This is a genomic window from Flavobacterium branchiarum, assembly GCF_030409845.1.
Classification (GTDB): Bacteria; Bacteroidota; Bacteroidia; order Flavobacteriales; family Flavobacteriaceae; genus Flavobacterium; species Flavobacterium branchiarum.
Genome location: NZ_JAUFQQ010000003.1, coordinates 2,530,297 through 2,542,922 on the forward strand (window position 1 = coordinate 2,530,297; position 12,626 = coordinate 2,542,922).

Annotated in this window: 15 protein-coding genes; 11 read left to right on the forward strand and 4 right to left on the reverse strand. The window is 32.1% G+C overall.

Translation table 11 applies throughout. The features are described from left to right. Positions 1–36: 36 nt before the first annotated feature. Positions 37–663, reverse strand: a complete 627-nt coding sequence (locus QWY99_RS11645) for an outer membrane beta-barrel protein (protein ID WP_290265219.1) — start codon at positions 661–663, stop codon at positions 37–39. Positions 664–808: 145 nt separating this feature from the next. Between QWY99_RS11645 and smpB the strand changes: the two genes are divergently transcribed. The 3 genes from smpB to QWY99_RS11660 all read left to right on the forward strand — a co-directional run bounded on the left by smpB (position 809) and on the right by QWY99_RS11660 (position 3,094). Beyond that, a complete protein-coding gene (smpB, locus tag QWY99_RS11650; protein WP_290265221.1) occupies positions 809–1,261 on the forward strand; it encodes an SsrA-binding protein SmpB in 453 nt (150 codons plus the stop codon). An 86-nt stretch (positions 1,262–1,347) separates the two neighbouring features. After that, on the forward strand, positions 1,348–1,977 hold the full coding sequence (locus QWY99_RS11655; protein WP_290265223.1) for a hypothetical protein: 630 nt from the start codon (positions 1,348–1,350) through the stop codon (positions 1,975–1,977). Positions 1,978–2,086: 109 nt separating this feature from the next. Continuing rightward, entirely contained in the window at positions 2,087–3,094 is a 1,008-nt protein-coding gene (locus QWY99_RS11660) for a helix-turn-helix domain-containing protein (protein ID WP_290265225.1), read from the forward strand. 25 nt (positions 3,095–3,119) lie between these two features. On the opposite strand, the gene QWY99_RS11665 is transcribed toward QWY99_RS11660, so the two are convergent. Continuing rightward, on the reverse strand, positions 3,120–3,761 hold the full coding sequence (locus QWY99_RS11665; protein ID WP_290265229.1) for a protein-L-isoaspartate(D-aspartate) O-methyltransferase: 642 nt from the start codon (positions 3,759–3,761) through the stop codon (positions 3,120–3,122). Between the two features lie 143 nt (positions 3,762–3,904). Between QWY99_RS11665 and QWY99_RS11670 the strand changes: the two genes are divergently transcribed. The 8 genes from QWY99_RS11670 (at position 3,905) to QWY99_RS11705 (ending at position 11,067) form a co-directional block, all read left to right on the forward strand. Continuing rightward, on the forward strand, positions 3,905–4,870 hold the full coding sequence (locus QWY99_RS11670) for a Gfo/Idh/MocA family protein (protein WP_290265231.1): 966 nt from the start codon (positions 3,905–3,907) through the stop codon (positions 4,868–4,870). Positions 4,871–4,957: 87 nt separating this feature from the next. Continuing rightward, a complete protein-coding gene (locus QWY99_RS11675; protein ID WP_290265234.1) occupies positions 4,958–5,851 on the forward strand; it encodes a 3-hydroxyacyl-CoA dehydrogenase family protein in 894 nt (297 codons plus the stop codon). Between the two features lie 10 nt (positions 5,852–5,861). Further along, positions 5,862–6,518 carry a YggS family pyridoxal phosphate-dependent enzyme gene (locus tag QWY99_RS11680; protein WP_290265237.1) on the forward strand — a complete coding sequence of 219 codons (657 nt, stop codon included), beginning with the start codon at positions 5,862–5,864 and terminating at the stop codon, positions 6,516–6,518. Between the two features lie 58 nt (positions 6,519–6,576). Continuing rightward, on the forward strand, positions 6,577–6,930 hold the full coding sequence (locus QWY99_RS11685; protein WP_290265239.1) for a four helix bundle protein: 354 nt from the start codon (positions 6,577–6,579) through the stop codon (positions 6,928–6,930). 79 nt (positions 6,931–7,009) lie between these two features. Next, positions 7,010–8,371: an exonuclease domain-containing protein gene (locus QWY99_RS11690; protein WP_290265241.1), complete on the forward strand. Its 1,362-nt coding sequence runs from the start codon at positions 7,010–7,012 to the stop codon at positions 8,369–8,371. Between the two features lie 29 nt (positions 8,372–8,400). After that, positions 8,401–9,246: an ion transporter gene (locus QWY99_RS11695; RefSeq protein WP_290265243.1), complete on the forward strand. Its 846-nt coding sequence runs from the start codon at positions 8,401–8,403 to the stop codon at positions 9,244–9,246. A 150-nt stretch (positions 9,247–9,396) separates the two neighbouring features. Then, positions 9,397–10,317: a tRNA (adenosine(37)-N6)-dimethylallyltransferase MiaA gene (gene miaA / locus QWY99_RS11700; protein ID WP_290265245.1), complete on the forward strand. Its 921-nt coding sequence runs from the start codon at positions 9,397–9,399 to the stop codon at positions 10,315–10,317. Positions 10,318–10,323: 6 nt separating this feature from the next. Further along, a complete protein-coding gene (locus QWY99_RS11705; RefSeq protein WP_290265247.1) occupies positions 10,324–11,067 on the forward strand; it encodes an acyl-[acyl-carrier-protein] thioesterase in 744 nt (247 codons plus the stop codon). Positions 11,068–11,223: 156 nt separating this feature from the next. Here the strand turns inward: QWY99_RS11705 and QWY99_RS11710 are convergent, their stop codons facing one another. Further along, positions 11,224–11,928: a GLPGLI family protein gene (locus QWY99_RS11710; protein WP_290265249.1), complete on the reverse strand. Its 705-nt coding sequence runs from the start codon at positions 11,926–11,928 to the stop codon at positions 11,224–11,226. 294 nt (positions 11,929–12,222) lie between these two features. Beyond that, positions 12,223–12,618, reverse strand: coding sequence for a helix-turn-helix domain-containing protein (locus QWY99_RS11715; protein ID WP_290265251.1), 396 nt, complete (start codon positions 12,616–12,618; stop codon positions 12,223–12,225). Between the last annotated feature and the right edge of the window lie 8 nt (positions 12,619–12,626).

Below are 12,626 nucleotides of genomic sequence, written 5' to 3' on the forward strand. Positions count from 1 at the left end.
ATTACTAAATTGAAATTAAAATAATCCTTCTATAATTTAGAATATGAATTTAAATCCAACAGCAAGTGGCGTTGTTAAATTTGCACCTCCAACAGTATATGCTGAGTCAACATTAGCCATATGAGCTAATCCAAAATTAGTTACTGTAGTTTTAGAACCATCTTTAGGGTCTAAAGTTGTAGATGTAAAGTTAGCTAGGTTATACGAAAACTCTACTGAGAAATATTTTGTAACAAAGTAATCAAATCCTCCTGATAAAGTCAATCCAAATTGATTTATCTTTAAGTCGCTCTCTTTTTCTTTTCCAGTAATAATTGGTGCTGCTAATTGTCCAAAGAAATACAATGAACCAGCTATATTCCAATATTTTCTAGCTAATGGTTGAATAACAATTAAATCAGTTTTGCCTGCTGTACCAGCGTCAGACTCAGATTTCATATTAATATATCCAAGTCCTGCTCCAACTGCGACAGATGGCGTGATAAATGTTCCAACGATTGGAACTATTGATAAGTTAGTATGCTTTACATCATCTGTTTTAGTTTGTTGGTAACCAAATTGTGATGTTACAAACCATGCTCCTTTTAAACCTTGATTAGCTTCTTGAGCGTTTACAGCTAGTCCCATTAATACAATCCCAGCTAATGTTAAAATTTTTTTCATGTCGTTAAGTTTTTGTTTTAAATTATTTAACAAAATTAGCTGTAAGCTTTTTCCTGAAAAATGATTAAAATCATAGTTTAATTTTTTTCTTTAATTATCTTTGATTTTACTAAAGTTTTTCTTTTTTATTTTACATTTGTACACTATGTTAAAAACTGTCAATATACTCAACAAAAGAGCCCGCTTCGATTACGAAATAATAGATACCTATACTGCTGGAATTGTTTTAGCAGGAACTGAAATCAAATCAATACGTCTAGGTAAAGCAAACATTACTGAAAGCTTTTGCGAATTTAGTGGTGACGAACTTTTTGCCATAAACACCTATATTGAAGAATATGCCTTTGGAAATCAATTCAATCATAAATCTAGAAGTGAGCGAAAATTGCTTTTAAATAAAAAAGAATTAAAAAGTCTTCAAAAAAGTGTACAAGCAAAAGGACTAACAATTATTCCTTTAAAGCTTTTTACCAATGAAAAAGGACTAGCGAAGCTACAAATCGGACTTTGTAAAGGGAAGAAAAACTATGATAAACGCGAATCTTTAAAAGAGCAAGATACTAAGCGTGATCTAGATCGAATTAAAAAAGCATTCTAATTAACCTCTTTTTAAAATAAAGTTTCAGAAGTAATATCTCGATATTTATACTTATTTTTACTACAATCAATTCTAAATTTCAAGTTATGAAAAGAATGTTTGTCGTATTAACTGTAATCCTGTTATCTGGATGCGGTACTAATTCTTCGATTGTTAGTAGTTGGAGAGATCCGCAAATAACAATTAGTTCAGAAAATTTCAAAAAAGTACTCGTTGTAGCTTTAATAAAAAATGAAGCGACACGAAGAGTTATTGAAAACAGAATTGCATCAAGTAATCCTATTTTTCATGCTTCGTACCCGTTTTTAAATCAAATTAGCAATGAGCTTACAGATGATCAAAAACTAAAAATACTTAATGATGAGAATTTTGATGGTGTTGTAACTATGCGCTTGGTAAGTAAAGAAAAACAAACCGAATATGTTCCCGGAATAGATAATAGCTTTTATTATGGAGGTTATAATGGCTTATTATATGGAGGTCCGTTTGGTGGCTGGTACGGAATGTATGCAAATGATTTTTACACTCCAGGTTATTATGTAGAAAACACCTATTATATAGTCGAAACCAATGTTTTTTCTTTAAAAGAAAAGAAATTAATCTGGACTGCCACAACAAAATCATCCGATGTTTCTGATATTGGCGCAACTGTAGATGACATCATGAGAACTATAGTGTACGAAATGAAGAAAGACGGCACATTATCAAAGAAATAACACTTCTCATAAAAAACATACAATAGCATTGAATTCATTTTTAATGCTATTTTTTTATAGCTAAAACAATGACTAATTTTGTCTTGACAATTATAACCTTACTTCTGTAATGAAAACTATACTTAAAAATGCTCGAGAGCAAAAAGGATTTAAAACTCGAGAAGTAGCACAATTACTAGAAATTGACCAAGCCCTAATCAGTAAATTTGAAAGTGGTACACGAAAACCTACAAGAGAACAAATTGTAAAACTTGCGTCATTACTCGAAATTGATTTTGAGAATCTATTAATTGTTTGGTTAAAAGAAAAAATAATACATGAAATCGGACATGAAGAACTAGCACTTAAAGCATTACATCTTGCCGAAATCGAAATCCAAAACATCAAAAAGAAGGACACTTCAATCATTTTGTCAACATTGCAAACCGTTTTAGATGAAATTGAAGTCCTAAAAACAAAAATACAATCGTTCCAGCAATTTGATTTGCATCGAATTTCTAAAATTTTAGAGCTTGAATATACATACGAAAGTAATCGTATTAATAACAACTCATTGACATTACAAGAGACTAAAGCAGTAATTAATGAAGGATTAACAATTGGTGGTAAGACTATGCAGGAGCATTTAGAAGCAGTAAACCACCATGAAACTATTTCTTATATCAAAGATTTAACTCAAAAAAACAGTGCTGTCAATGAAAAAGAATTACTGACTATTCACAATCAAATTTTAAGAGGAATAAAACCTGCTCATGCTGGAAAATACAAAAATGACGCATTGATTATTCGCGAAATGACCTCCTTTTTTAGTTGGTTTGAAACTAATAGAACCTCACTTCACCCTATCTTATTAGCTTCTGAAACACATTTAAGAATCGCAACAATTAGCCCTTTTGAGAGCGGAAATACACAAATAGCACTTTTGTTAATGAATTGGATTTTAATTCAAAACGGCTATGTTTTTGCAACCATTCAAGGTGATGAGGAGCATAAGAATAAATATCTTTCGATTCTAGCAGAAAGTCAGAATCAAAACGACAAATCAATTTTTATAAATTATATCGCTCAAGTAGAAAAGGAAAATCTACAACGTGCAATTGAATTGGTTACGCAATAAAAAAGCCCATCGAAATGGGCTTTTACTAATTTTTATCTTCCAATAAAGGGACGAATCTAAATTCTCCAAACTCATGTTTTTCAAATTGTGTTTCGTTTTTACGAATTAATAACGTCATAATCTGAACATCTTCTCCTAGCGGGATGACCAATCTTCCTCCTATCTTTAATTGTGCCATTAATGGTTGCGGAATAAAAGGTGCTCCAGCAGTCACAATAATACTATCAAATGGTGCATAACCAGGTAATCCTTTATAACCATCCCCAAAAGAAAGGTGCTTAGGACGAATTCCTAATTTAGGAAACAAGATAGAGGTTGTTTTAAATAACTCATTTTGTCTTTCAATACTAAATACCTTCGCTCCAAGCATATATAATACTGCAGTTTGATACCCAGACCCTGTACCAATTTCTAATATTTTATGGTCTTTTTTAATCTCTAACAGCTGCGATTGAAATGCAACAGTGTAAGGTTGAGAAATAGTTTGCCCAGCACCAATCGGGAAAGCTTTGTCCTGATAAGCATAATCTTCAAAGCTAGAGTTCAAAAAAAGGTGTCTTGGAATTTTCTTAATCGCTTCCAAAACAGCTTTATCGGTAATTCCCTTTTGTTGTAAAGTGCTTACTAATTGATTCCGAAGTCCTTGATGTTTGGCAGTGTCTTTCAATGTTTGTTCTTTTTATTTTAGCAAAAATAAGAAAGTAAATAAGATTTCAAAAATTGATTCTTAAATATTAAATTACTAAAACTTTAAAGCATTCACTTTCACTTTCAACAAATAAATTATATTTTTGTTAAAAATACATTCTCATGTTAAAAGTAGGAGTTTTAGGTGCTGGTCACTTAGGTAAAATACATTTACGTTTATTACAACAATCTGATAAATATGAATTAGTTGGTTTTTATGACCAAAATCAAGAAAACGCCGAGAAAATTTCTAAAGAATTCGGTTATAAAAATTTCAATACAATTGCAAAGCTAATTCATGCTGTTGATGTAATTGATATTGTAACCCCAACTTTATCTCATTACAAATGTGCTAAGGTTGCTATAAAATCAGGTAAACATATTTTTATCGAAAAACCAATTTCGAATACTGTTGAAGAAGCCGAAGAAATAATTGCTTTAGCTAAAGAATACAACGTAAAAGGACAAGTTGGTCATGTGGAGCGATTTAATCCAGCTTTCATAGCAACAAAAAATATGATAGAAAATCCGATGTTTATAGAAACGCATCGTTTAGCCGAATTTAATCCTCGTGGTACAGACGTTCCTGTAGTATTAGATTTGATGATTCATGACATCGATGCTATTTTAAGCGTTGTAAAATCAAAAGTGAAAAGTATAAATGCCAGTGGAGTTTCAGTAATTAGTGACACTCCAGATATTGCCAATGCTAGAATTGAATTTGAAAACGGCTGTGTTGCAAACTTAACAGCAAGTAGAATTTCTATGAAAAACATGCGTAAAACACGTTTTTTCCAAAGAGATGCTTATATTTCTGTTGACTTTCTAGAAAAAAAATGTGAAGTAGTTCGTATGAAAGATGCTCCTGAAATTCCAGGTGATTTTGATATGATTTTACAAAATGCTGAAGGAGTAAAAAAACAAATCTATTTTACAAATCCTGATGTAGAGCAAAACAACGCAATTCTAGATGAATTGGAATCTTTTGCAAATGCTATAAACACAGATACTGATCCAGTGGTCACTTTAGACCAAGCAACTGATGCTTTAAGAGTAGCTTACCAAATTATTGACTGTTTCGATAAATAAAAATAATCACAAAAAAAGCTAGCCATAAATTCATGAATTATTTTATGAATTTATGGCTACAATTATAAAATATAGTACTTAAATAATATGAAAACAATAGCTGTAATCGGTGCTGGAACAATGGGTAACGGAATTGCTCATACATTTGCTCAAAGTGGTTTTGTTGTAAAACTAATTGATGTTTCTGAGAAATCATTAGACAAAGGAATGGCAACCATTGCCGCTAACTTAGACAGAATGCTTGCAAAAGGAAGTATAACTGCAGAAGAAAAAGCCAAAACCATTACAAATATTATCACTTACACAGACATTAAAGATGGTGTTGTAGGTGTAGATCTAGTTGTCGAAGCAGCTACTGAAAACATTGATTTAAAACTAAATATTTTTAAACAATTAAACGAAGCTTGTTCGCATAATACCATTTTAGCAACAAATACTTCATCGATTTCTATAACGCAAATCGGAGCTGTTGTAGCACATCCTGAGCGTGTTATCGGAATGCATTTTATGAATCCGGTGCCAATCATGAAATTAGTAGAAATCATTCGTGGATACAACACCAGCGATGAAGTTACTAAAATCATCATGGAATTATCTCTAAAACTAGGGAAATCTCCTGTTGAAGTTAACGATTATCCAGGGTTTGTTGCCAACAGAATTTTAATGCCTATGCTAAACGAAGCTATCGAAACGTTATACAACAAAGTAGCTGGTGTTTACGAAATAGATACAGTGATGAAATTAGGAATGGGACACCCAATGGGACCGTTACAACTAGCCGATTTTATTGGTCTTGACGTATGTTTAGCTATTTTAAATGTAATGTACGATGGTTTCAAAAATCCTAAATATGCACCATGCCCACTATTAGTAAATATGGTACGTGCTGGAAAATTAGGTGTAAAATCTGGCGAAGGATTCTATGATTATAGTGAAAGTAAAAAAGCAGAGAAAATTTCCAAGCAGTTTATCATTTCATAAATAAAAAATAATGTCAATAGCATCAAACTTAAATAGCATAAAAGCTTCTTTACCACAACATGTAACATTAGTTGCGGTTTCTAAAACCAAACCCGTTTCTGATTTAATGGAAGCCTATGAAGCTGGTCAACGAATTTTTGGAGAAAACAAAATCCAAGAAATGACAGACAAATGGGAAGAAATGCCAAAAGACATCCAATGGCACATGATTGGGCACGTACAAACGAATAAAGTAAAATTTATGGCATCGTATGTTAACTTAATTCATGGTGTTGACAGTTTAAAACTATTACAGGAAATCAATAAACAAGCCTTAAAAAATAATCGTGTTATTGATTGCCTGCTACAAATGCATATTGCCGAAGAAGAAACTAAATTTGGTCTTGACGAAAAAGAACTAACCTCACTCCTAGCCTCAGATGAATTTCATAATATGAAAAACATTCAAGTTATTGGCTTAATGGGAATGGCTACTTTTACAGAAGATCAAAATCAAATAAAAAAAGAGTTTACACATTTAAAGTCAATATTTGACTCTTTACAACGTACAGAAGCACTGCAACGCCTCTCTACAGTTTCAATGGGAATGTCTGGAGATTATCAACTTGCAATAGAATGTGGTAGCACCATGGTTCGAATTGGAAGTAGTATATTTGGAGGAAGATAAATTCCAAAAATCAATTTCAATTTCAAAAATCAATATCAATTGCGAAAATTAATACTTAATGGAAAAAATATTTAATTTTGAAGATAGGTTAGTTCGTTTTGCAGGAGAATGTATTTTCTTTACAAGGCAATTGGAGAGATTATTTGAAAATGAATATTATAAAAATCAATTAATTAGATCATCTGGAAGTGCTTCCTTAAATTTTGGAGAAGCCCAAGCTACAATTACCAATAAAGATTTTATTTTTAAAGTTTCATTAGTAGCAAAAGAGCTAAAAGAATCCAGAAACTCATTAAAAATTCTGAATTATATTAAAGAAGGTGATAACGATAAAAGAAATAAACTTCTAATTGAAGTAGAACAACTTATTGCAATTTCATCAAAAATGATAATAAATAAAAACAGTCAATAACAATCACAAAGTCAATAGTAATTTTAAGAATTGTTATTGACTTTGAAATTGATTTTTGAAATTGACATTGACATTGATAATGTACGCAATACTCGACATAGAAACAACTGGAGGACAGTTTAACGAAGAAGGAATTACTGAAATTGCCATCTACAGATTTGATGGTCATGAAGTAGTTGACCAGTTCATCAGCTTGGTTAATCCTGAAATTCCAATTCAGCCCTTTGTAGTTAAACTAACAGGTATTAATAATGCAATGTTACGTTCTGCTCCAAAGTTTTTTGAAGTTGCCAAACGAATTATCGAAATCACTTCAGATTGTGTTATAGTAGCCCATAATGCTTCTTTTGACTACCGAATTCTACGCACTGAATTTCGTCGCTTAGGTTATGATTTTGAAGCAAAAACCCTTTGTACTGTAGAACTTGCAAAAAAATTAATTCCTGATCAACCCTCTTATAGTTTAGGTAAACTTGTTCGAGCACTTGGAATCCCAATGGCCGACAGACATCGTGCCAACGGTGATGCGATGGCAACAGTTAAGTTGTTCAAAATGCTTTTAGAAAAAGATACCGAAAAAACTATCGTAAAAGATTTCATAAAACTCGAAATCGAAAAAGGTATTGCACCAAAATTGCTTGACATTGTAGCGCAAGCACCAACATCAACAGGTGTATATTATATCCATAACGAAAGTGGAACCATTATTTATATTGGTAAAAGTCGAAATATAAAAAAACGCATCAATCAGCATTTCACAGGAACAAATATCAAGAGTAAAAAAATCCAAGCCGAGGTATTCACTGTTACTTATGATGAAACAGGAAGTGAACTGATTGCACTTTTAAAAGAAAGCGAGGAAATAAAAGTCAACAGACCAAAATACAATCGCTCTAAGAAAAAAACAGTTTTCCCACTATCCATATACGTTGAAAAAGACAAAAAAGGGTACCTAAACTTAAAACTTCAGAAAACGGACGGACGAAAAAAAGAAATCACATCTTACGGAAGCTTACAAGAAGGAAAAAATGCTTTATTTTTTTTCACAGATAAATACAAACTGTGTCAAAAACTCACTGGTTTATATGCTACCAAAAAAGAATGCTTTCAATATAAAATAAAGGAATGTGACGGAGCTTGTATTGGAGTAATCACTCCTGACGAATACAATGCAAGAGTTCAAAACTTTGTTACAGATTATAGTTTCGAAAACAAAAACATGATTTTAATAGACCGCGGGCGAACGATAAACGAACGTAGCGCTATATTAATCGAAGATGGTGTTTATAAAGGCTATGCTTTTTACGATTTAGACTACCAAATAACCAACATCGAAATTCTCAAAAACATTCTTATACCAATGCAAAACAATCGCGATGCTAAGAGTATAATTCAAAATTATATGAGAAAAAACAAATCATTAAAAGTAATTCATTTTTAATACTAGCAACTTTCAATATCTTCGTATACATGAGAAAAATTAAATCAAAATACGAGCTTTTCATACAAAAAACCCAGATCATCCTTTATGGTACAAATACCTTTTTAGGACGCCTTTTTGATTTGGTACTTTTGGGACTTATTTTATTGAGCGTTCTTTTAGTAATGCTAGACACTGTAGAAGGTATCAATCATAAATACCACATGCAACTTCTAGTCTGTGAATGGATAATTACCTCATTTTTTACTATCGAATTTATTTTACGTATCATTTCAATACAGAAACCTATACGTTATATCTTTAGCTTTTACGGAATCATTGATTTAATGGCATTATTACCCATGTATTTATCAATATTTTTCCCAGCCACCCATATTTTAACCATTGTAAGAGTCCTACGTTTCTTCCGATTGTTCAAAATTTTACATATTCCACAAATATCACAACAATCAATGCAGCTACGCGAAGCGATGAAAGCTAGCAAGGAAAAAATTCTAGTATTTATTTACTTCGTCCTTATTAGTTCTATAATCATTGGAGCATTAATGTACGTCGTCGAAGGAAAAGAAAGTGGCTTTACAAGCATCCCGGCAGGAATTTATTGGGCTATCGTAACACTGACTACTGTAGGATATGGTGATATTTCACCCGCATCACCATTAGGGCAGTTTTTAGCCTCATTAGTAATGATAATGGGATACGGAATCATTGCTGTCCCTACCGGAATCGTAACAGCCGAGTTTGCAAAAAGTAGCCTTAAAAATAATACTGTTAGTGGTAACAAAACATGTACAAGTTGCAACTCACAAGTTCATTTTGACAACGCAAAATACTGCTATGAATGTGGTAAAACATTAGAAGATAAAATAATTTAAGAAGCAATTCCAGCTGTACATTACAACTCCTCCTTATATTCGTAATTTTTCTAAGGCACAATAAGGAGCTTCATAAAGTCGCTCTTATGTACCAAGAAAAATAAACAAATATAAGTCCGGGGTTTACATTCCCATCTGGGCTAAAAAAATATGAAATACTTAATCACAATCGTCGGACCAACAGCAATAGGCAAAACTGCCTTGAGTATCGCATTGGCACAACATTTCAAATGCGAAATAATATCCTGTGATAGCCGTCAGTTTTTTAAAGAAATGACTATTGGTACAGCTGTACCAGATTCTGATGAACTACAAGCTGCTAAACATCATTTTATACAAAATATCTCCATTTTTGATAATTATACTGTAGGTGATTACGAAAAAGAAGCACTAAACAAGCTTGAAGAATTATTCAAACACAACGATTATGCGATTCTTATAGGGGGCTCAGGATTATATGTTGATGCCGTATTAAAAGGATTCGATGAATTTCCCGAAATAGATCCTACAATACGAGAAAACGTAGCTCAGGAATACGAACAACACGGAATTACTTACCTGCAAGAGCAATTAAAAAAACTAGACAGCAGTTATTACGATAAGCTTACTGCCGAAAACCCGCAGACATTGCAAAACCCGCAACGAATGATGCGTTTTGTAGAAGTTTGTTTAGGCACAGGAAAAGCATATTCTTCGTTTTTAAACCAGAAAAAAAACAATCGAGACTTCATCCCTATTCTTATCGGTTTAGAAGCTGACAGACCAGTTATTTACGACAGAATAAACCAACGTGTTGACATAATGCTAAACAACGGTTTGCTTGAAGAAGCACAGCGTCTTCATCCCAATAAAGCGTTAAATGCCTTGCAAACTGTCGGATATCGAGAATTATTTAGTTATTTTGATGGTGAATTCACTTTACCATTTGCAATCGAAGAAATAAAGAAAAACACACGCCGTTTTTCAAAACGTCAACTGACTTGGTTTAAACGAAACGAAAACACAAAATGGTTTGATTATCTAACACCAAAAAGTGAGATAATAAGCTTTATTGAGAAAAATATAAAATAAATTACAATGCCCATATCACCAAATTTCACTTCTGTTTTAAGCAAAGACTGGGAGATCAATTTTACACAATGCACACCAAGTGGTTATTTGAAATATACCGATATGTGCAATCTTTTACAACTAACTGCCGCGGCCCATTCAGAAGTTGGAGGAATTAGCTTTACAGATATGCAGGAATTCGATCAAGCATGGGTTTTAAGCCGAATGCGTGTAGAAATTACAGCTTTACCTAAATGCCAAGATATCGTAACTGTAAAAACTTGGATCAACAGTTTAGAAAATTCTCGCTCCGTTCGTGCATTAGAAATGCATGTAAATGGAAAAAAGATAATTGGAAGTGAAACATTCTGGGCTGTTTTCAATACCAAAGCACGACGTCCTGAAGGTCTGGCTTTACCCTATAACCATTTTGAATTATTCCCAGACAAAAGAGCAACAGTTAATGGCTTCTCTAAAATAAGTGTCAATCCAGACAAAGAATCTGTTTTTGAAAAAACTGTTTATTTATCAGATTTAGACATTGTAAATCATGTGAATAATGTTAAATACCTAGAATGGTGCTTAGATCACGTAGATCCAAAAAAGATACTGAATCAAGAAATAGATAGTTTTGAAATGAATTTTATGAAAGAACTATCCTTAAGCGACAATGTTGTGATTCATGAAAGTGAGACTGAATCTGATAGCACTTTTAGCATCACTAAAGAGGATAAAACATGTTTTGCATTACAACTTAATTGGAAAGAATAATAGCGCTTTAAAAAAAACCTATTTTTGTCTCAAATATACCAACTCAGTATCTAACGCAAGTTTAGCCAATTATTTTCGGAACAAGGAAACTTTTAGCTGAGAGAACATAATAGAAATACACAAAAAATAAAATGTATTTTAATCAAAGGGATATAATTATTTATATTTAGTAGTAGGACTTATTGAATCTAGATAGCCTTTAACATTTTTGTAAAGCCCTCGTACGGAAAACTGAGTATCATTAATTTTAGGCTCTTCGATTTCAAGATTTTCTTTGCTGATTTTAATTTTGTCAAGTGTAATGGTAGTATATCCTCCAAGTTCTACTTTTAATATTAAACCAGGTAATCCCCAGTATACACTTGGCCCGTCATTAACCGGTATTTCTTCACAATACCAAGCAGTAACAGGGAATAAGTTTTTTGTCGTCGTTGCTTTTTTGCAAGTAAATCCATTTATAACAATAGTCTCATCTTCAATGATCCACTCATAATCAATAAGCTGTTCTTTAGCGCTAAAATCTTTCTTAGCGATAGTATATTCCATCTGTAATACTTTACTTTTTAAATCTTTAAATGTTATATCAGTAGTTGGTAATCTAATTTCTTTGTAGGTTACAAATTTTAACCCACCCTGTCCAATGTAAGAAGTATCTATAGCTGATTTTTGTGAAGGAATTAATTTGTAAGTAGATTTTTCATTAGCATAAGAGTAAGCAAATGTTTTTGGTTTAATAACCTCAGAAATGCCTTCACTTGCCGATCCAAACGCTTTAATTGCAGCGCTTGTGTAAATTGCCTCTATACTTTGGCTATAGTTTTGTGTAGCGATAAAGAATAAAAGCAAAAAAATATTTTTCATAAATCTTAGTTTTAGTGAACCAAATATAAATCTAAGTAAAAAAAAATATAAACAAGAAAAAACCTGTTTTATTTTTAAAATGTTTATCAGTATCCACAACTTTCAGGTGTTTATAACGTAACTACTATTTGTGTCAAGAAAAGAGAATTACAAACAATTAATTTAAAAGGAATGAGCCCGATACAATATCGAGCTCATCATTATCAAATTTAATTATAAATTCGTCCAAACTTTTAGGTGCAGTCTATTGCTTGTAGCGTTTTTTCTGTTTTATCAATGTATGTTTACAATGGATTATTTACCTTTTAATAATTGTTCTAAGTATTCAACTTTTTCTTTTTCAGCCAAAACCAAACGTTCGTAAAGTTCGACTACTTTATCGAGGGGATTGAATGTGCAATTATGATTTACTGTTGGTCCGCTATGTATAAGAGAACCTTCATAGTTATTTTGAATATTATTTAAAACCACTTCGTCGCTATAATTTTTAATTGCTTCTGTTGATACACCTAATACTTCAGCAATTGCTTGTAGTTTTTCATCATCTACAAACTCGCTTCCTTCAATATTAGAAACAGATTGCTGTGTTGTACCAATTGCTATTGCAAGTGCTTCTTGTTTCATCCCTCTAAGCTCTCTGATTCGGCTTATATTTCTTCCAATATGTTTTGGTTTTGTTGCTGTGCTCATAGTTCAAA

Bases quoted from the DNA above. Each gene is read 5' to 3' on its own strand.
- QWY99_RS11645 (WP_290265219.1), bottom strand. From the start codon at position 663: ATGAAAAAAATTTTAACATTAGCTGGGATTGTATTAATGGGACTAGCT.
- smpB (WP_290265221.1), top strand. From the start codon at position 809: ATGTTAAAAACTGTCAATATACTCAACAAAAGAGCCCGCTTCGATTAC.
- QWY99_RS11655 (WP_290265223.1), top strand. From the start codon at position 1,348: ATGAAAAGAATGTTTGTCGTATTAACTGTAATCCTGTTATCTGGATGC.
- QWY99_RS11660 (WP_290265225.1), top strand. From the start codon at position 2,087: ATGAAAACTATACTTAAAAATGCTCGAGAGCAAAAAGGATTTAAAACT.
- QWY99_RS11670 (WP_290265231.1), top strand. From the start codon at position 3,905: ATGTTAAAAGTAGGAGTTTTAGGTGCTGGTCACTTAGGTAAAATACAT.
- QWY99_RS11675 (WP_290265234.1), top strand. From the start codon at position 4,958: ATGAAAACAATAGCTGTAATCGGTGCTGGAACAATGGGTAACGGAATT.
- QWY99_RS11680 (WP_290265237.1), top strand. From the start codon at position 5,862: ATGTCAATAGCATCAAACTTAAATAGCATAAAAGCTTCTTTACCACAA.
- QWY99_RS11685 (WP_290265239.1), top strand. From the start codon at position 6,577: ATGGAAAAAATATTTAATTTTGAAGATAGGTTAGTTCGTTTTGCAGGA.
- QWY99_RS11690 (WP_290265241.1), top strand. From the start codon at position 7,010: ATGTACGCAATACTCGACATAGAAACAACTGGAGGACAGTTTAACGAA.
- QWY99_RS11695 (WP_290265243.1), top strand. From the start codon at position 8,401: ATGAGAAAAATTAAATCAAAATACGAGCTTTTCATACAAAAAACCCAG.
- miaA (WP_290265245.1), top strand. From the start codon at position 9,397: ATGAAATACTTAATCACAATCGTCGGACCAACAGCAATAGGCAAAACT.
- QWY99_RS11705 (WP_290265247.1), top strand. From the start codon at position 10,324: ATGCCCATATCACCAAATTTCACTTCTGTTTTAAGCAAAGACTGGGAG.
- QWY99_RS11710 (WP_290265249.1), bottom strand. From the start codon at position 11,928: ATGAAAAATATTTTTTTGCTTTTATTCTTTATCGCTACACAAAACTAT.
- QWY99_RS11715 (WP_290265251.1), bottom strand. From the start codon at position 12,618: ATGAGCACAGCAACAAAACCAAAACATATTGGAAGAAATATAAGCCGA.